The sequence below is a fragment of the Devosia sp. genome (assembly GCF_028290625.1).
Taxonomy (GTDB): Bacteria; Pseudomonadota; Alphaproteobacteria; order Rhizobiales; family Devosiaceae; genus Devosia.
The window spans coordinates 17,330-34,541 of the sequence record NZ_JAQGJM010000027.1; the positions used below are offsets into that span (position 1 = coordinate 17,330).

Annotated in this window: 17 protein-coding genes; 9 read left to right on the top strand and 8 right to left on the bottom strand. The window is 63.9% G+C overall.

What is annotated here, in order from left to right; all coding sequences use genetic code 11:
- Window positions 1-38: 38 nt before the first annotated feature.
- Window positions 39-1,292 carry a glycerate kinase gene (locus tag JWR51_RS14335; protein WP_299748638.1) on the bottom strand — a complete coding sequence of 418 codons (1,254 nt, stop codon included), beginning with the start codon at window positions 1,290-1,292 and terminating at the stop codon, window positions 39-41.
- Between the two features lie 141 nt (window positions 1,293-1,433).
- Here JWR51_RS14335 and JWR51_RS14340 point away from each other — a divergent pair, with 141 nt between their 5' ends.
- Genes JWR51_RS14340 through JWR51_RS14360 form a run of 5 tightly spaced genes read left to right on the top strand, consistent with a single transcriptional unit; the run spans window position 1,434 to window position 4,210 of the window.
- Window positions 1,434-2,129, top strand: coding sequence for a DUF1045 domain-containing protein (locus tag JWR51_RS14340; RefSeq protein ID WP_299748640.1), 696 nt, complete (start codon window positions 1,434-1,436; stop codon window positions 2,127-2,129).
- On the top strand, window positions 2,129-3,259 hold the full coding sequence (locus JWR51_RS14345) for an alpha-D-ribose 1-methylphosphonate 5-triphosphate diphosphatase (protein ID WP_299748642.1): 1,131 nt from the start codon (window positions 2,129-2,131) through the stop codon (window positions 3,257-3,259). The genes JWR51_RS14340 and JWR51_RS14345 overlap by 1 nt, the downstream gene beginning before the upstream one ends.
- A gap of 3 nt (window positions 3,260-3,262) precedes the next feature.
- Window positions 3,263-3,826 (top strand): phosphonate metabolism protein/1,5-bisphosphokinase (PRPP-forming) PhnN, encoded by a 564-nt coding sequence (phnN, locus tag JWR51_RS14350; RefSeq protein ID WP_299748644.1) that lies wholly within the window; start codon window positions 3,263-3,265, stop codon window positions 3,824-3,826.
- A gap of 53 nt (window positions 3,827-3,879) precedes the next feature.
- Window positions 3,880-4,026, top strand: a complete 147-nt coding sequence (locus JWR51_RS14355) for a hypothetical protein (RefSeq protein WP_299748646.1) — start codon at window positions 3,880-3,882, stop codon at window positions 4,024-4,026.
- On the top strand, window positions 4,019-4,210 hold the full coding sequence (locus tag JWR51_RS14360; protein WP_299748648.1) for a hypothetical protein: 192 nt from the start codon (window positions 4,019-4,021) through the stop codon (window positions 4,208-4,210). The genes JWR51_RS14355 and JWR51_RS14360 overlap by 8 nt, the downstream gene beginning before the upstream one ends.
- 64 nt (window positions 4,211-4,274) lie before the next feature.
- Here the strand turns inward: JWR51_RS14360 and JWR51_RS14365 are convergent, their stop codons facing one another.
- Window positions 4,275-4,493, bottom strand: coding sequence for a hypothetical protein (locus JWR51_RS14365; RefSeq protein WP_299748651.1), 219 nt, complete (start codon window positions 4,491-4,493; stop codon window positions 4,275-4,277).
- Window positions 4,494-4,982: 489 nt separating this feature from the next.
- Between JWR51_RS14365 and JWR51_RS14370 the strand changes: the two genes are divergently transcribed.
- Window positions 4,983-6,029 carry a LacI family transcriptional regulator gene (locus tag JWR51_RS14370; protein WP_299748654.1) on the top strand — a complete coding sequence of 349 codons (1,047 nt, stop codon included), beginning with the start codon at window positions 4,983-4,985 and terminating at the stop codon, window positions 6,027-6,029.
- A gap of 182 nt (window positions 6,030-6,211) precedes the next feature.
- Here the strand turns inward: JWR51_RS14370 and JWR51_RS14375 are convergent, their stop codons facing one another.
- A complete protein-coding gene (locus JWR51_RS14375; protein WP_299748657.1) occupies window positions 6,212-8,023 on the bottom strand; it encodes an ATP-binding cassette domain-containing protein in 1,812 nt (603 codons plus the stop codon).
- 520 nt (window positions 8,024-8,543) lie between these two features.
- On the opposite strand from JWR51_RS14375, the gene JWR51_RS14380 reads away from it, so the two are divergent.
- Genes JWR51_RS14380 through JWR51_RS14390 form a run of 3 tightly spaced genes read left to right on the top strand, consistent with a single transcriptional unit; the run spans window position 8,544 to window position 11,574 of the window.
- Complete coding sequence (locus JWR51_RS14380; protein WP_299748660.1) at window positions 8,544-9,827, top strand: polysaccharide biosynthesis/export family protein; 1,284 nt, start codon at window positions 8,544-8,546, stop codon at window positions 9,825-9,827.
- A 19-nt stretch (window positions 9,828-9,846) separates the two neighbouring features.
- Window positions 9,847-10,638, top strand: coding sequence for a family 16 glycosylhydrolase (locus tag JWR51_RS14385; protein ID WP_299748663.1), 792 nt, complete (start codon window positions 9,847-9,849; stop codon window positions 10,636-10,638).
- Window positions 10,639-10,680: 42 nt separating this feature from the next.
- Window positions 10,681-11,574: a polysaccharide pyruvyl transferase family protein gene (locus tag JWR51_RS14390; protein ID WP_299748666.1), complete on the top strand. Its 894-nt coding sequence runs from the start codon at window positions 10,681-10,683 to the stop codon at window positions 11,572-11,574.
- 256 nt (window positions 11,575-11,830) lie between these two features.
- Here the strand turns inward: JWR51_RS14390 and JWR51_RS14395 are convergent, their stop codons facing one another.
- The 5 genes from JWR51_RS14395 to JWR51_RS14415 are packed head-to-tail and all read right to left on the bottom strand — an operon-like array spanning window position 11,831 to window position 17,211.
- Window positions 11,831-13,312, bottom strand: a complete 1,482-nt coding sequence (locus JWR51_RS14395) for a lipopolysaccharide biosynthesis protein (RefSeq protein WP_299748669.1) — start codon at window positions 13,310-13,312, stop codon at window positions 11,831-11,833.
- 25 nt (window positions 13,313-13,337) lie between these two features.
- Window positions 13,338-14,339 (bottom strand): glycosyltransferase, encoded by a 1,002-nt coding sequence (locus JWR51_RS14400; protein WP_299748672.1) that lies wholly within the window; start codon window positions 14,337-14,339, stop codon window positions 13,338-13,340.
- Window positions 14,332-15,603: an O-antigen ligase family protein gene (locus tag JWR51_RS14405; protein WP_299748675.1), complete on the bottom strand. Its 1,272-nt coding sequence runs from the start codon at window positions 15,601-15,603 to the stop codon at window positions 14,332-14,334. Before JWR51_RS14405 ends, JWR51_RS14400 begins: the two co-directional genes overlap by 8 nt.
- Window positions 15,600-16,811 (bottom strand): glycosyltransferase family 2 protein, encoded by a 1,212-nt coding sequence (locus JWR51_RS14410; protein WP_299748678.1) that lies wholly within the window; start codon window positions 16,809-16,811, stop codon window positions 15,600-15,602. The genes JWR51_RS14405 and JWR51_RS14410 overlap by 4 nt, the downstream gene beginning before the upstream one ends.
- 34 nt (window positions 16,812-16,845) lie before the next feature.
- A complete protein-coding gene (locus JWR51_RS14415; protein ID WP_299748680.1) occupies window positions 16,846-17,211 on the bottom strand; it encodes a hypothetical protein in 366 nt (121 codons plus the stop codon).
- Window position 17,212: the final 1 nt, after the last annotated feature.

Below are 17,212 nucleotides of genomic sequence, written 5' to 3' on the forward strand. Positions count from 1 at the left end.
GGAGGGTTACTAGATCGAAGGCGCTCGATCGTCGCGGCCTACCGGATCAAAATCGCCCGGAAATCATTCACATTGGTCCCCGTCGGCCCGGTCACCAGCAGGTCGCCGATAGCGGCGAAGGCCGAATAGGCGTCGTTATTAGCCAGCGCCCCGAGCGGATCGATGCCGGCCTTGCGCAGGCGGGTGGCGGTGGTGCCGTCCGCATAGGCGCCGGCATTGTCCTCCGAGCCATCGATGCCATCGGTATCGGCCGCCAGCGCACTGATGCCTTCAGTGCCGTCGATGGCGATGGCGAAGGCCAAGAGGAACTCGGCATTGCGCCCGCCACGGCCCTTGCCGCGCAGGGTGACGGTGGTTTCGCCGCCCGATAGCACCACGACTGGTTTCCTGAACGGGCGGTTGCGGGCGGAAATTTCGCGCGCAATGGCGGCATGAACCTGCGCCACGTCACGCGCCTCGCCCTCGATGCTGTCGGACAGGATGGCGGCCTCGACACCCTGGCTGCGCGCCAGGTCGGCGGCCGACTCCAGCGACAAGGCGGCCGACGCGATGGTGCGCACGGTATTGGCCGCAAAGCCCGGCGCGTCGGCCAACGGCGCCGGATTGCCGTCGCCTTCGAGCAACGCCGCGGCGGCGGGTGGCAAAGCCAGGCGATAAAGCGTGGCATATTTGCGCGCCAGCTCGCGCGTGCCGGTGAGCGCAATGGTGGGGCCGGAGGCAACCACGGCGGGATCATCACCGGGCACGTCGGAAACCACCAGCGTGGCGACGCGGGCCGGGCCCGCATGGGCCGCCAGCCGTCCGCCCTTGATGGTGGAGAACTGGTTGCGAATCAGGTTCATGACGCCGATGGGCGCGCCCGAGGCCAGCAATTGCCGGTTGATGGCCTGCTCGTCTTCCAGCGTCAGGCCAAGCGCCGGCGCCGGCAGCAGCGCCGAGCCACCGCCCGAAATCAAGGCGACGACCAGATCATTGGCGCTGAGGCCGGACACGGTTTCCATGATGCGCCGCGCGGCCAGATAGCCGGCTTCGTCGGGCACCGGATGGGCGGCCTCGACGATTTCGATCTGCCGGCAGGTGGCTCCGTAGCCGTAGCGGGTGACGACGAGGCCGGAGAGCGGGCCATCCCAGGCCGCTTCGAACGCTTGGGCCATCTGGGCCGAGGCCTTGCCGGCGCCCACCACGACGGTACGGCCGCGCGGCTTGGGCGGAAGATTGAGGCGCACGGCAAGGGCGGGCTGAGCTTTGGCGACAGCACGAGCGAACAATGCGTCGAGCAAGGAGCGATCCATTGCGGTCTCCGGCTTGCGATTCGGTCGGGGCAAGGGTAGCCAGACGATAGGGGGCAAGCCGCAAGGCTGTCCAGCCAAGCTTGGATGAACTGACACGGGACCGACATGTTTGCCGGGTAATCGAGCCCGTCTGGAGTAGCAATGGCCGAACGTTATGCGATTTATCATGCCCCGGGGGTAACGGGCTCCCTGTGGGAGAAGGCTTCAACCTGGCTGGGCCGGGATGCGGCGACCGGCGATCCGTTCGACGGGCCCGTGGCGGGAATCGACCGCGACCGGCTGCTGAACCTGACACAATCGGCCAACCGCTACGGCTTTCACGCCACCATCAAGGCGCCGATGGCGCTGGTGGATGGCGCCCTGCCCGAGGATTTGCACGCTGCGTTGCAGGCTTTTGCGGCCAAGCACGAGCCGGTTGATATGGGCCGGATGACGCTGGCGCTGATCGACGGGTTCATCGCGCTGGTGCCGGCTGAACGCAGCGAGGCGCTGCAGGATTTCGCCGCCCATGTGGTGGAAACCTTCGAGCCGTTCCGCGCGCCGATGAGCATCAAGGACCGGGCGGCTCGGGTCGCCAGGGGATTGACGCCGCGGCAGGAGGAACTGCTGGACGGCTACGGCTATCCCTATGTGTTCGAGGAATTCCAACTGCATATGACGCTGACCGACCGCTTGAGCGCGACGGACCGCGACGAGCTGTTCGCGGCGGCCACCACTTGGTTCGGCCCGCTGCTTGAGCAGAACATGCTGCTCGACCGGCTGACGCTGTTCGAGGAGCCCGAGCGCGGCCGCCCCTTCATCCGCACTGCCGAATTCATGCTGGGTTCGGTGCGCTGATGGCCAGCTTTCGCAATGCAAGGATCGTGCTGGCCGACCGCGTCATCGAGGGTTCGCTCAACGCCGAAGACGGGTTGATCGCAGCCGTTGATGACGGTGCGACATCGGTCGGCGAGGATTTCGAGGGCGACTATCTCATCGCCGGGCTGGTCGAACTGCATACCGACCATCTGGAGAATCACTATCGGCCGCGGCCCAGCGTGTTCTGGGACCCGATGGCGGCGCTGCATGCCCATGACGTGCAGATTGCCGGCTCGGGCATCACCACAGTGTTCGACGCGGTGCGCATCGGCTCGGACCTCGATGTGCCCGACATGAAGCCCCATGCCGAAAAGCTGGTGCAGGCCATCCGCACCGCGCGCGACGACGACCGGCTACGCATCGAGCATTTCATCCACCTGCGCTGCGAATTGCCCAGCCACGACGTGCTGGAGCATTTCGAGGCCTTTGCCGACCACCCGACCACGCGCCTTGCCTCGGTAATGGACCATACACCGGGACAGCGGCAGTTCACCTCGATCGAGGCCTATAAGCTGTTCTACAAAAAGCAGATGGGCGGCACCGAGGCCGAAGGCGACGCCTATGTGGCCGACCGACTGGCCGAACAGGCGCGCTACTCGACGCCCCATCGCAAGGCCATTGCGCGACGCGCCAAGGAGCTTGGCCTGGCGCTGGCCAGCCATGATGACGCCACGCTCGCCCACGTCGAAGAGGGCGTCGAGGACGGCGTGCGCATCGCCGAATTCCCCACCACGCTGGAAGCGGCGGCGGCGGCCCATGATGCAGGGCTTGCAATCCTGATGGGCGCGCCGAACGTGGTACGCGGCAAGTCACATTCGGGCAATATCTCCGCCACCGACCTGGTGCGGGCGGGCATGATGGATATTCTAAGCTCCGACTACGTGCCGTTCGCCCTGCTGCAGGCGGCGTTCCTGCTGCCGGAGCGGATCGAGGGTTTTGGCCTTGCCAAGGCTTTGGCCATGGTGACGGGCAATCCGGCGCGCGCGGCCGGGCTGGACGATCGCGGCGAGATCGCCGTGGGCAAGCGCGCCGACCTGGTGCGAGTGCGGCTTATCGGCGGCACGCCAGTAGTGCGGGCGGTGTGGCGACAGGGCAAGAGGGTGAGCTAGGCGATGGCAAGGCCACTGGGGGCGCTGGTGCTGGTGGTCGGCCCTTCCGGGGTCGGCAAGGACACGCTGATCGCCGGGGCCAAGCAGGCGCTGGATGCGGACAAGCAATACGTCTTCGTGCGCCGCATTGTCACCCGCCAGGCCCATGTGGAGGTCGAGGACCACGATAGCCTCGATCTGCAAACCTTCATCGCCCTGGAGGCGGCTGATCGCTTTGCGCTGAGCTGGGAAGCCCATGGCCTGCGCTACGCCTTGCCGCTGAGTGTCGAGACCGATATCGCGCTGGGCAAGGTCGTGGTCGCCAATGTGTCGCGACATATGGTGGCTGGCGCCTGCGCCAAATATCCCAATTGCTCGGTGATCCTGATTACCGCTGAGATTTCGCTGCGGGCCGAGCGGTTGACCCGGCGCGGCCGCGAGAGCCGCGAACAGATCACCGGTCGGCTGGCACGCGAGAGCGCGCCGGTGCCGGCCGGCATCTCGCCGATCGTCATCGACAATTCCGCTTCGGTGAGTCTCGGGGTAACTGCCTTCGTTCTGGCGCTGCGCCGCATTGCGGGAGAATGAACCCCTTGGGTTCTGGCGCGTTGGATCATGATCCAGCAGCGTCAGGAGCTTTCATGGAACGGAATGGACTTTACCTTGTGATCGCGGTGTTGCTCATCGCTGTCGTCGGCTTTGGCATCTATACCTACCAGCAGCAAAACCGCCCGGGCGTCGAAGTGCGCGTGGACAATAACGGGATCTCGATCGATGGTAATGGCTGACGAGGTCGTGGCAAGCCGCCGCGAAAGTATCACGACGGCAATCCGCGCGGAGCTGCAGCGGCAAGGCGTGAGCGGTGTCGATATCGAGGCGCTCGCCGAAGCCATCGAGACCGCCATCGCCGCTCATGCGCCGCTCAGCGAGGGCCGGCACCCCGACGAATTGAACGCCACAAACGACGACTGATCGCCAGCCTCCTACCTCCCCATAGAGGGAGGCAGGGAGATGGTGACAGCCAGGCCGAGCGCGACTAGGCCGCGTCTGAACTCTTGTTCACCGCGGCCTTGACGGCGAAATGGGCCTTTTCGACGGTCTCGAACTGATGGCCGTCGATGGCAAAAGCGGGCAGGCGCACGGCGACGAAGCGGTAGCCGCCTTCATGCGGCACGACAATGCCCTGCGGCTCGCCCGCAACTTCGATGACTATGGGGCGTAGGGCCGAAGCCCGGTCGACAGTTGATTCATGCATGGGTGGATGCTCCACTTGCGCGTCCGGCGAGAACCTGACCTTAATCGAAATTCGTGGCGCGGTTCTGGCAACGCTGGGGTCTTATCGGGTCTGTGAGACAAATGCGTGACCGGTGGTCACATTCGTTTCGAGAGACAGATCCCTTGCCAGCGTTTGAGGCTTTGCAGGTGGGTAATGCGTACGTTCAGGCACCCGGAATGGATGGTGAAGGTCGTCGATGGGGTCATCTTGCTTCCTCTCCTGGGTGGTTGAACACGCACGCCGACCCTTGGTCCGGCGCCAGACGAAGATAGGACGAGGCGCGCCAATTTTCCAGCCCCCTGATCGCTCAACCTCGATACAATTATGAAAAAGCCTGCTCGACTTTAGTCGGGGCTTAGAATGGGCCGAATTGATGCATCCTATGTCTTGCTTGTCCTCTTGATGACAATCTGATGATGTCTGCACACTGTCAGCCGGCCGATCATCGCCGGCACAGGGGGAAGTCCAGTGTCCGAAGACGACGTCACACCCATTGCGCGCAAGCGCGGCGTCAAGCCGTCCGGCAAGCCTACGCTCAAGACCATCGCCACCATGACGGGCCTCGCGGTCACCACCATTTCGCGCGCGCTCAACAACGCGCCCGAGCTGGCGCAGGACACGCGCGACCGCGTGCAGAAGATCGCCGCCGAAATCGGCTATCTGCCGGACCGCGCGGCTTTGCGCCTCAAGACCGGCCGCACCAATGTGATCTCGCTGGTGCTGGAGCCGGACGAGCAGATTTATGGTTTCGGCTCGTCCATCGTCACCGGGCTGACCGAGGCGATGCGCGACACCGCCTATCACCTCGTCATCATGCCGCAATTCCGCAATGCGCAGCCCATGGAGCCGATCCGCCACATCGTACGCAACCGCATGGCTGATGGGGTGATCTTCTCCAAGATCGAGCCGTTCGACGAGCGCATCCGCTTCCTGATCGACAGCGATTTCCCCTTTGTCAGCCACGGACGCAGTTCCTGGCCGGACCGGCATGCCTGGGTCGATTTCGACAACGAGGCGTATGCTTATGGCGCCACCAGGCGCCTGGCGCAGAAGGGCTGCAAGAAAGTCTCGATCGTGCTGCCGGACAGCGCGCTCAGCTATACCGAGCATCTCAAGAACGGCATTATGCGCGGTGCGGCCGAGACGGGGATCGCCTATGAATTTGCCGCCGACGTCAATATCAACAGCCCCACCGACGCGATCCGCAATTATGTGGTCAAGCGCGCCAAGCGCCCGGACGCGCCCGATGGCTACATCTGCGCCTCGGAGATTTCAGCACTGGCGGTGATCGGCGGGCTGACCGATACCGGCATGGTGGTGGGCAAGACCGCCTACGTCGTGGCCAAGCAGGCCTCGCCACTGTTCGATCAGTTCCAGCCCGGCGCCGATACGGTGCACGAGGATTTCGCCAATGCCGGCCGGCACTTGGGCAGGCTGCTGCTGCGGCAGATCAATAGTGAGGAATCCGAAGGGTTGAGCTACCTGGACGAGCCGAAGTTCGAGTGGAAGGACTGAGGGGCGTTTAGGGCGCTGCGTCGAAGCGCTACCGCCCCACCACCCACCGACCTTCCCACGGGCCTGACCCGTGGGCCTTCCTCCACTTGTGCCGAGCTGCCAGAGGCCCGCGGATCAAGTCCGCGGGAAGGAAAGAGGGGGAAGTTTCCTGCCCGAGCAGGTAAGCGTCCTGCCCCGACCTCTTACCCCTCCAGCTCTTCCCGCAGCACTTCCAGCTCCAACCATTCCTCTTCCGCCTTCGCCCGCTTGGCCTCGGTGGCGGCCAGCAGCTTCGACTTCTCCGCAAAGGCGTCCGGGTTCTTGGCATAAAGCTTCGGATCGGCCAGCGCCGCATTCAAAACCTTGATCTCGCCCTCGAACTTTTCGATCTGCTTGGGCAAGGTCTCCAGCGCGTGCTTTTCCTTGAAGGACATCTTGCGCTTGGCGGTCGCCAAAGTGGTCTGCGGCAGCGCGGTCTTGCCGGCGCGGTGCGCCTTGGTGATGGCGGCGCGGGCATTCACGCCTTCGCCGCGCTGTACCACCATGTCAGAATAGCCACCGGCATATTCGGTCCACACGCCCTCGCCTTCGGCGATGATGATCGAGGTGGCGACGCGATCGAGGAAATCGCGGTCATGGCTGACGATGATGGCGGTGCCGGTATAGTCCGACACCATCTCTTCGAGCAGATCGAGGGTTTCCAGATCCAGATCGTTAGTCGGCTCGTCCAGCACCAGGAAGTTCGACGGCAGTGACAAGGCCCGTGCGAGAGCGACTCGTGCCCGCTCACCACCCGACAGCTTGCCGATCGGGGTATTGGCCTGTTCGGGGGTGAACAGGAAGTCTTTCATATAGCCCACGACATGGCGCGGTTCGCCATTGATGTGGATGGTGTCGCTGCCGCCGCCGGTCAGGGCGTCCTTGAGGCGGGTTTCGGGCAGCAGCTTGGCGCGGCCCTGGTCGAGCATGGCCAGCTCCAGCGCCGAGCCCAGCTTGATCTTGCCGCTATCAGGCGCGAGCAGGCCGGTCAGCATCTTGATCAGCGTGGTCTTGCCGGCGCCATTGGGGCCCACGATACCGATCCGGTCGCCGCGCAGCACGCGCGTCGAGAAATCGCCGACGATGACGCGATTGCCGTAGGATTTGTGGATGTTCTCGGCTTCCACCACGAGGGCTCCCGAGGTGCGGCCCTCGGAAACCTGCATATTGACCGAGCCGGTGACACGGCGCTGTTCGCGGCGGTCCTGGCGCAAATCGCCCAGCCGTTCGAGACGGCCAACATTGCGCTTGCGGCGCGCAGTCACGCCATAGCGCAGCCAATGCTCTTCACGCACGATCTGGCGGTCCAGCTTGTGGCGGTCGCGCTCTTCTTCTTCCAGCACCACATCACGCCAGGCCTCGAAAGCCGAAAAACCCTTGTCGAGGCGGCGGGTGAGGCCACGGTCAAGCCAGACGGTGGCGCGGGTCAGATCGCTGAGGAAGCGCCGATCATGGCTGATCAGCACCATGGCCGAGCGCATCGAATTGAGTTCGGACTGCAGCCACTCGATGGCGGGCAGATCGAGATGGTTGGTGGGCTCGTCGAGCAGCAGGATATCGGGCTTGGGCGCCAGCACGCGCGCCAAAGCAGCGCGACGGTTTTCGCCACCCGAAAGCGATTTCGGATTTTCCTCACCGGTCAGTCCGAGCGAGTTCAGCAGATACTGGGCGCGATAGATATCGTCGCCTGGCCCTAGGCCGCCTTCGACATATTCCAGCGTCGACTTGAACGCCGACAGATCTGGCTCCTGCGGCAGATAGCGCACGGTGGCGCTGGGCTCGAGGAAGCGCAGGCCGCCATCATGGCCGACCTCGCCCGAGGCGATCTTGAGCAGCGTCGATTTGCCCGAGCCGTTGCGGCCGACCAGCGCGATGCGCTGTCCCGGCGAGACGATCAGCTCGGCGCTTTCGAGCAGGCGGGTGCCGCCAAAGGTCAGCGAAATATTCTGGAGCGAGAGAAGGGGTGCAGCGGCCATAAGATTTCCGGTGGTTTGGCCGGGATAGAGCATAGTGGGGGGTTCAGATCAATGCGCCGTGGCGGTGGCCGGGCATGCAGCAGGAATCCCACCGGCGCTCGGTGCCGGGATAGACTGCAAATGGGGAGATGAAAGGGGCTAGTCAAGAAAAGGCTGACCAAGGTGTTGAGGACCTTGGTCAGCCCGGGGAGACGGCAGCAGCAAGCCCCGTCATTCCGCAATCGCCACTGGCGGAGGTCAGCCCGTCGCAATCTGTGGAGGGAGATAATCATGATTTAATATGAGTGTCAAACTCATATTTGAAACGACGCCGAAACCGGCTTTTTGGCCGCTTCGGGCGCGCATGTCTGCCTTGAGCTGTGCGGGCAGCACGAGCCTCGCGACGCGGAAATGCCCAGAAATGCTGGGGTTTGCGAACACGAACCCGCGAGCGGGCGGAAAAAAATGAGGTGGCGTCTCGCCCCATTGCGGGCATCATCTGCGTCGACCATCGCGCCCAGCACAGTAGCGAGGACACGCCATGCGAGACGATCCGATGCGAACGCGGCGATCGGCGCGACACTTTTTGGGTATTGCGGCCGTCAGCCTGATGCTGGTGGGCAGCACTGCCGCCAGCGAACCCTATCTGCTGTCCATCTCCGACAAGCTGGTAGTCAAAGTCGTGGAATGGGATGCCGGCCAGTCGACCTTCGAGGAACTGACGGCTTTGGGCGGCGAATATGTCATCGGCGCCGATGGCCAGGCGTCGTTCCCCTTCGTGGGCGCCATGCCGAGCGCCGGCAAGAGCACCACCGAACTGGCGGCCACGCTGGGCACCCAATTGCAGCAGGCGCTCGGCCTGACAGTCGCCCCCAATGTCACCATCGAGATCGCCACCTATGGGCCGGTCTATGTCAGTGGCGATGTCAGCACCCCGGGCGCCTATCCGTACGCACCCGGCTTGACGGTGATCAAGGCGTTGACCCTGGCGGGCGGCGAACGCGGCGCGGCGAGTGCCGCCAGCCGCCCCGAACGCGAATTGCTGACCAATTCGGGCGCGCTCGACCTGCTGGTGGACGAGCATATGCGGCTGCAGGTGCGGCTGGCACGGCTCGATGCCGAACTGGCCGGGGCGCAGACTGTGACCCTGCCGCCGGAGCTGGCCCAGGTCGAGGGCACGCAGCCGCTGGTGGCGGCCGAACAGTCGATCCTCCTGGCCCGGCAACGCCAGATGACCGCGCAGACCACCTCGCTGGACGAAGAAGTGGCCTTGCTCAATCGCGAGATCGACACTTTCGAGCAGAAACGCACCGCAATGGAGCAGCAGCTCGAGCAGGCGCGCGATCAACTCAACAAGATCAACGAATTGTCCGATAACGGGCTGGCTTTGGCCTCGCGCGTCACCGCGCTCCAAACCAGCGTGGCGGACCTACAAAGCCGCTTGCTCGATCTGGATACCTCGAGCCTGCAGGCCAAGCAGGATATCGGCACCGCCGAGCGCGAACGCGCCGAACTGGGCGATGCACGGATTTCGGACCTGTCGCTGGAGCGGCAGACCGTGGATGGCCAGATCGCCGCCCTGGCGCTCAAGATCACCAACCAGCAGGCGCTGTTGCAGGAAGCCGCGGTCTATTCGGGCGTCACCGCCACGGCCAATGCATCGCTGCCGATCTACACCTATTCGATCGTTCGCGACGGCGCGGAAGTCAGCGCCGAAATGAATACCGCGGTGCAGGCCGGCGACGTCATCGTCGCCCGGCTCACCCTGCCCGATGGGGCCGCCGCACCCGTTCCCGATCAGGCAGCGGCCGCTCCTTCCAATTGATCAGCGTAAAGGCGTATCCATGACCAAGACGATACAGAACCGAATGCGGGCCCTTCTCCCCATCCTGATGGTACTGGCACCCACGGCCGCCATGGCGCAGGGCGCCAGCTTCCACGACGGCTTCGACACTCTCGACACCAAGCGTTGGTATGTTTCGGACGGCTGGGCCAATGGTGCACACCAGAACTGCACCTGGTCGACCAGCCAGGTCAAAAGCGTGGACGGCATGCTCAATGTGGGTCTCGCGCCGCTTCCCAAGGGCGACCGGCAATATAGCTGCGGCGAGGTCCAGACCAAGGAAGCCTATGGCTACGGCACCTATGAGGCGCGCCTCAAGACGCCCAAGGGCTCGGGCCTGAACGCGGCGTTTTTCACCTATATCGGCGCCGAACAGAAAAAGCCGCATGACGAGATCGATTTCGAGATCCTGCTCAAGGATACCTCGACCGTCCAGACCACGACTTTCGTCAACGGCAAGAGCGGCGATGGCAAGGTTGGCTCCGGGCAGAAGCATACCCTGCCCCATCCCTCGGATAGGGACTTCACCACGTTCGCCATGACCTGGGAGCCGAGCGAGATTCGCTATTACATCGACGGGCAACTGGTCCGCACCATGAGCGACCCAACCACCATCCCTACCAATCCGCAGCGCGTTTTCTTCAGCCTGTGGGGCACCGATACGCTGACCGACTGGATGGGCAAGATGGACCCGCAGACTGGCCCCATCGCCATGCAGGTGGACTGGGTCGCTTTCACCGCCCAAGGCGAAGCCTGCGCATTCCCCGAATCCGTGCTGTGTGCGCAACCGTAATGGCCAAAACCATCACCAATTCGTAACAATAAGAGGGCTTTGATGAAGCTGGTATTCTTCCGGGGCACCGTGCCCAATTTCGGCGATGAGCTGAACCTGCATGTGTGGCCGGCTCTGCTACCCAAGGGGTTCCTCGACGAGGATGAGAGCGAGCTGTTCGTCGGCATCGGCTCGATCATCGGCACGCAGATGGACCCCAAGGCCCGCAAATTCGTCATGGGCTCGGGCTATGCAGGCTATATGGGCCTGCCCGATGTGCATGACGGCACCTGGGACATTCGGTTCGTGCGCGGGCCGCAGACCGCCAGCAAGCTCAAGATTTCGCCGGACCTCGCCATCTGCGACAGCGCCGTATTGCTGCGCGCCATGGACCTGCCGGACCCCGCCAAGGACGTCGGCGTGGCCTTCATGCCGCATTACGAGAGCCTCGAGCGCGGTAACTGGGCCGAGGCCTGCCGGCTGGCCGGGATCACGCTGATCGACGCCACCGAGCCGGTCGACAAGGTGCTGAGCCAGTTGCGTGGCGCGAAACTGTTGATCACCGAGGCCATGCATGGCGCCATCGTGGCCGATGCCCTGCGCACACCCTGGATCGGCGCCAAGCCGATCTATGGTGGCCATCACATGAAATGGCTCGACTGGGCCGGCGCACTCGATATCGACCTGCGCATGAACCTGCTCAAGCCCACCAGCGTTCTCGAATACTATATCGGGCGCACCGGCCGCGGCGGTGGTCAGGGCAAGGTGGGCAAAATCAGCCAGTCGGCACTGGCCGGCATTCCCAACACCATGCTGACCCACTCAGCCGCCCGGCATCTGCAGCGGATGGCCAAGCTGGAACCCCAGCTCAGCGCCGACAGCAATATCGCCCGGGCGACCGAACGTGCGCAAGCGGCCGTGTCCGACTTCGTGCAGAGCCGCGTTTCGGTGAGTTGATCTTTCACCTCGCCCGCTGGGAAGAATAGAACCTGCGGCGTCGGGCAGGAAAACTTTCCATCCACTGTCCTTCCCGCGGACTTGATCCGCGGACCTCTGGCAGCTCGGCACATGTGGAGAAAGGCCCACGGGTCAAGCCCGTGGGAAGGACCGTGGCTGTGGCAAGGTGAGCTTTACTGGGTGTGATGCCTGGGGAAGGCCCCCTCACGCTACGCGCCGACCTCTCCACCAAAGGGAGAGGTGAAGGCTCCCGGCCCTACCTACGCCGCTGCAGCGTCGCCATGATCGCCAACATCTTGCGGCGGCCGAGCAGCAGCACGACCGCCCCGTAGACAAGGCCGGACGCCCCGATGGTCGCGCCGAGCCGGACGAGCGGGGTGCTCCCCGCCAATTCATACTGCACCAGCATCCCCGCCCCCAGCATGATCAGCGTGGCAAACGCCGGCAGGGCAAAACTGCCCAGATACGCCCAGGGCGAAATCCGTAGCAGCCGCACCACCATATGTACCGTGGGCAGCCACATGATAAAGTTCTGGATGACCAGCGCATTGGTGAGTGCACTCACGCCCCAGCCGCTGAACAGGAACACGTAGAGCACCGTGATCGCCATCTTGCTGGCCATGTAATAGAACCAGAGATCTGCCTGGCCCTGGCTTTTGACCAGCGACGCCTGCAATACGCCGATGGCCGAGAGCAAGCCGAGCGCACAGAATGCCTGCACCACCGGCACGGCCTCGACCCATTGCGACCCAAAGGCGAAGGGAATGAAATCGGGCGCGATCAATGCCAACCCGACGAAAACCGGGAAGGCGATGATCGAGGACGCGAACGTGCCGAACAGATAGGCCTCGCGCAGTTTTTCCTGTTCCTGCTGCATCGAGGACAGCAGCGAATAGGACACCAGGTTCAGCGCCCCGGTAATCAGATCGGTCAGGATCTGGAAGATGCGCCGGGCAAAGCCATAAATGCCCAGCCCGGCCGGCCCCAGCAACACGCCGATCAGCAACTGGTCGATGCTGACCGTGGTGATGAAATTATTGCCGGTGGCGAACAGGCCAAAGCTGCGCAATTCCTTGAGCGCCTTGAGATCGAAACTGAAGCCCGGCCGCCAGCGCGAGGCGACCAGCGCGCCCACGCAGGTTACGATCGAGGTTGCCAACTGCGAAAAGGCCAGCGCCCAAAGCCCGAAGCCGAACCACAGCAGCACGAGGCAACCAATCGCCGCGACCAGCGAGGCGGCGGCGGTGCGCAAAGCCAGCTTCTTGAACGACATGCCGCGGACCAACAGGCCGTTCGGCACGGTGGCGGCCATGTCGAACACGACGCGCAGGCCGATGAATGGAATGAGCAGTGTCAGTTCCGGCTCGCCGTAGGCGGTGGCGATGGGGTGCGCCGCGGCGACGATGACGCAGTAGATCAGCACGGCCGAGCCGACGCTGAGCCAGAACACAGCATCGAGATGGCGCGCGGTGATGGAGGTGCGCTGGATCAGCGCATCGCGGAAGCCAGCCGGCGCCACTGCCATGCCGAAGGTGGCAATGCTGGCGGCAAAGGCCACAATGCCGAATTCGGACGGCCCCAGCACGCGCGAGGTCGCCATGAACACCACGATGCCGAAGGCGGCCGGCGCGAAGCTCGACAGCATCGACCACAGCGCGCCGCGCATCGCCGCGCCGGCCCGTCCGGTCTTGACGTGGTTGAGGTCGGGGCCGGAGCCCAAAACGTCTATCGCCGCCATGGGCGCACCGACTGGAGGAACTGGCTCAGGAATGGGACAACGGCACGGCGCCGCGCTCCCGCACAAAAGTGTTGAACTCGGGCGTCACGCGACCCAGCAGCCGAATGGCTAGCCCCCGCCCACGCAGCCGCCAGGCATCCTGCGACGGGAGGTAATCGCCGATCGGCTGTGCCAGCAGCGCCTTGGCCACGCCAAGGGCCCTCCCCTTGGGGGAAGCCGCAAACCGTGGATTGGTCATGAAGCCAGCGCGCTGTGCCGGTGTCGCTTCGTGCCACACCTGACGCTGCAGCGCCTGGATCGAACGCTTTAGGTCCAGTTCACGGCGCATATAGGACGCCTTGAGCTCCGCATTGCGCGTCGTCTGCTCGGCATTCTCGGCCCATACCGCCAGTGGCGTCATCGCCACGTAAACCGGCTCTGCAATGGCGAACGTGCGCAGATATTCCTGCAAGGTCGCCGTGCAGCCATACTGGATTTCCAATTGGCTGCGCGCATGGCGCGACCAGAACAGCCCGCCATTGGACACCCCGATGCCGATCAGCAGCGACAGACGGAAATCGGGCGCGTCATAGAGCCCCTCGACGAACAGCTCATCGAGCACGCCGCCCTCGCTCAGCCGGGCCGCATCAGTGCCGCTGGCATGTTCGACCAACTGGTTGCGCAGCACGATCTCGACGCCCTGCTCCTGGCACAGCGCGATGTTCTCCGCGCAAAACGTCGGCAGGATGAAATTGTCGTCCTCGACCACGCAGAAATAATCAGCACCGCGCGGATTGTCCGCGGTGAAGCAGCCATCGATATTGCGCGAGGCAAACCGCTGCGGGACGTTGTGGGTATAGTGGATACGCGGATCGCCCAGCGCTGCGCAGACGGCACGGCCCGACGCCGCTGGGTCGTCATCATAAACATCGCAGACCCAGTTTTCCCAGGTCTGGGCGATCATCGATTCCAGCGCCCGCTTGAGGGCGGCGGGACGCTTGTAGGTGGGGGTCCGAATCTGGACCAGGCCGGCGGTGGCTTCACGCATCGATCAGTCCTTTTCGCTGGTAGGGATAAACATTGCGGGATCGCTCGCGCGCTTTCGCCTCGGCGCGCAGGGTCAGCAGGCCCTGCGCCGCATAAATGAAGGTGCAGACGGCCAGCATCGAGCGGATGGAGAACTCGAAGAACACTTCCACCTCGATGAAACTGCGCAGGATCATCAGCACCTGCATGCCCAACAGCAGCGCATTGGCCGGGTTGGGCCGCGCCATCGCATAGGCGCCGATCATGGCGGCTCCGCCATACATGATCATCATTTGCAGCAGCAGACCGATCATCCCGATCTCCACCGCGTTGGAAATATAGGTGTTGTGGAAATTAAAGCCCGCGCCCGAGGGCACAAGGAACATGGCCCACAGCTCTTCGGCCGGGGCAAAGCCGCTCACCCAGAAGGCGCGATAGCCCAGCCCCTGCAGCGGGCGTTCGGCAATGAAACTGAACCCTGTCGCCCACAATTCCGTGCGCCCGGTCAGCGTGGGGTCCTTGCCCGACCCCTCCAGCACGTCGGCCAGTATTGTATCGCCCATCGTGACAACGACCAGCGCCAGCGCGGCCAGCACGATAGCCATGAAGATGCCGAGGAAAAGCTTCTGCTGCGGGCTCAACCGCCCGGTCAGCAGCACCAGCACGATGATGATGACGCAGGGCACCACCATCATGATGGCGCCGGCCGATTGCGCCAAAATCAGCAGCGGCCCCGAGATCAGCGCGCCGCCAATGGCCCCGATCCGCAACAGCGGATGGGCGCCACGGTCGGCCGCCATGGCCACGGCGATCAGCGCAAACACCGCAATATGGGCCGCAAAGGCGTTCTTGCTGCCGAAAATACCGAGCCAGGCCGCCCCGCCATTGCGGCCGATGACGACGCTGAACACGACGCCAATGGCATAGACCACGAACAGGCCGCGCATCAGCGTCGTCGTCGACATGCGCCCGGTAATGACCACCGCCACCACCAGCGTGAAGGTCAGTTGCAGCCCGTAGCGCAGGGTATTGTCGGGATATTGCGACCACAGCGCGCTGAGCAGGCAATAGGCCGGCAGCAGCAGTACGATCCACCAGCGCATGACGCTGTCCAGGCTTTGGGGAATATTGGTGAGGATCAGCAGTCCGCCGCAGACCATGAAGACCAGCGCCGCCATGGAGCCCAGCATGGCGTTTAGGACCAAGGCCGCCAGAGCGAGAAAGGTCAGCACAGCGGCGAAATTGACCGTGAGGTAATGGCGTTGGCCGGGCTGGCGCATCATCATTTGACCAGCTCCGCTTCGGCTTGCGCGACCGCTTCGCGTATCCGCACCAGCGGAATGAAGCCGGCCGCATGGCGCGACGCGTCATCCAGGCAGATAACGTCGATAGGTTGGCCATGGCCGAGATCGGCCAGTTCAAGCCAGGCCTGGCGCTGACGGGGAGCGGTCCAGTCCTCGGCGTCCACCGGGACATAGTCAGGCACACCCCGCCCGGACGGCCCAAGCGTCACTGCCACGGGCGATTGTTGAACGCGCGGCGCCTGTGCCTTGCGGCGCCGGCCTTCGCTGAACGACTGCCATAGCCGTTGGCCCAAGCGCGGCTCGCGCACCAGCAACGAGGCCACCTGTACCAGACGCCGGCCTTTGACGGCGGCCACCAATTCTTCGAAGGCAAGCCCGTTGCCAAGTTGCTCTTGCCGGCGATCGAACGATTGCGCCAACTCCTCAGGCACGTTGCCCAGCCAGGCCCGCATGACCGTCTGGCTGATCAGCATGGCTTCGAGATCCGCAACCGACAGGCGATGGGAAATCGAGCCGCTGTGGCGACGGTAAAGGTAATAGGGCTCCGGGAGAATGCTCATGCTGGCGCCGGCTAGCAACAGGCGCAGCACTAGGTCATAATCCTCCCCAATGCGCAGGCTCTCGTCATAGCGCAGATCGGCCAGCACCTCAGCACGGATCATCGGCTTGAGATAGCCTAGCGGCGCCGAGCCATCGAAACCGGCACCGACCCACTGCGCCGCATCGACGGAAAATAGCGTGTCCTGCCCAGCACGAAGCAGCAGGGTGGCCTGCGCGCCATCCTCATAAAAGTGCAGCAGATCGTCGGCGATGATATCGGCGTCCGCATAGTTCGCGGCGGCCAGCAGCCGCTCGAAGCGTTCGGGATGAATGATGTCGTCGGAGTCCACGATCGCGATCCACTGCCCGCGCGCCACCTCCAGCCCGCGATTGCGGCTGCGCGCCGGCCCGCCATTGGCGTCGGCCCGGATCAGGCTGATGCGGGGATCATCGCGCATGAAGCGCTCGGCAATGGCGACGCTGTCGTCGCCCGAGGCGTCGTCGCAGACGATCAGTTCGAGATCGGCCACGCTTTGCCGCAACACGGACTGCATGGCCGGAACGAGCTTGTCGCCCGCCTGATAATTGGCCATGACCACTGAAATCAATGGCGTGGCGATACGTGCCGCTTGCGGGCTGATCGATCGCATAGTCTCACCATTTTGTTTGTCGGCCCAGCGTGCGCTAGGCCGCGGCATCGCTCATGATGCGATCGAATTCGGTCAACATAGTGCCGAGTTTGACGATCTGGGCGTCGATCTGGCCGATCCGCGTGGTGGCGATGGCGGCCTGAGCCTCGGCATCGCGGATCGACTGCTCGTCCTCTTGGCTGCGTTCGCCATATTCGCCCGAATTATCAAGCAAGTTGGTGGCCTGGGCGTAATAGACGTCCACGCGCAGCTGCAGGCCCTGCCGTTCCTGCTCGGCATCCGCAATGGCGGCGGCGAAGGCTCTGCGCACGGTCATCAGGCGATCGAGGTCCGTATTGCTATCACGGGCGGGGTTGCGGGTGCGGAACAGCTTGGGTCTCAGCGAAAGCATGGATGCCATG

Bases quoted from the DNA above. Each gene is read 5' to 3' on its own strand.
- JWR51_RS14375 (WP_299748657.1), bottom strand. From the start codon at position 8,023: ATGGCCGCTGCACCCCTTCTCTCGCTCCAGAATATTTCGCTGACCTTT.
- JWR51_RS14360 (WP_299748648.1), top strand. From the start codon at position 4,019: ATGGCTGACGAGGTCGTGGCAAGCCGCCGCGAAAGTATCACGACGGCA.
- JWR51_RS14335 (WP_299748638.1), bottom strand. From the start codon at position 1,292: ATGGATCGCTCCTTGCTCGACGCATTGTTCGCTCGTGCTGTCGCCAAA.
- JWR51_RS14345 (WP_299748642.1), top strand. From the start codon at position 2,129: ATGGCCAGCTTTCGCAATGCAAGGATCGTGCTGGCCGACCGCGTCATC.
- phnN (WP_299748644.1), top strand. From the start codon at position 3,263: ATGGCAAGGCCACTGGGGGCGCTGGTGCTGGTGGTCGGCCCTTCCGGG.
- JWR51_RS14415 (WP_299748680.1), bottom strand. From the start codon at position 17,211: ATGGCATCCATGCTTTCGCTGAGACCCAAGCTGTTCCGCACCCGCAAC.
- JWR51_RS14340 (WP_299748640.1), top strand. From the start codon at position 1,434: ATGGCCGAACGTTATGCGATTTATCATGCCCCGGGGGTAACGGGCTCC.
- JWR51_RS14395 (WP_299748669.1), bottom strand. From the start codon at position 13,312: ATGGCGGCGATAGACGTTTTGGGCTCCGGCCCCGACCTCAACCACGTC.
- JWR51_RS14390 (WP_299748666.1), top strand. From the start codon at position 10,681: ATGAAGCTGGTATTCTTCCGGGGCACCGTGCCCAATTTCGGCGATGAG.
- JWR51_RS14400 (WP_299748672.1), bottom strand. From the start codon at position 14,339: ATGCGTGAAGCCACCGCCGGCCTGGTCCAGATTCGGACCCCCACCTAC.
- JWR51_RS14355 (WP_299748646.1), top strand. From the start codon at position 3,880: ATGGAACGGAATGGACTTTACCTTGTGATCGCGGTGTTGCTCATCGCT.
- JWR51_RS14405 (WP_299748675.1), bottom strand. From the start codon at position 15,603: ATGATGATGCGCCAGCCCGGCCAACGCCATTACCTCACGGTCAATTTC.
- JWR51_RS14365 (WP_299748651.1), bottom strand. From the start codon at position 4,493: ATGCATGAATCAACTGTCGACCGGGCTTCGGCCCTACGCCCCATAGTC.
- JWR51_RS14380 (WP_299748660.1), top strand. From the start codon at position 8,544: ATGCGAGACGATCCGATGCGAACGCGGCGATCGGCGCGACACTTTTTG.
- JWR51_RS14410 (WP_299748678.1), bottom strand. From the start codon at position 16,811: ATGCGATCGATCAGCCCGCAAGCGGCACGTATCGCCACGCCATTGATT.
- JWR51_RS14385 (WP_299748663.1), top strand. From the start codon at position 9,847: ATGACCAAGACGATACAGAACCGAATGCGGGCCCTTCTCCCCATCCTG.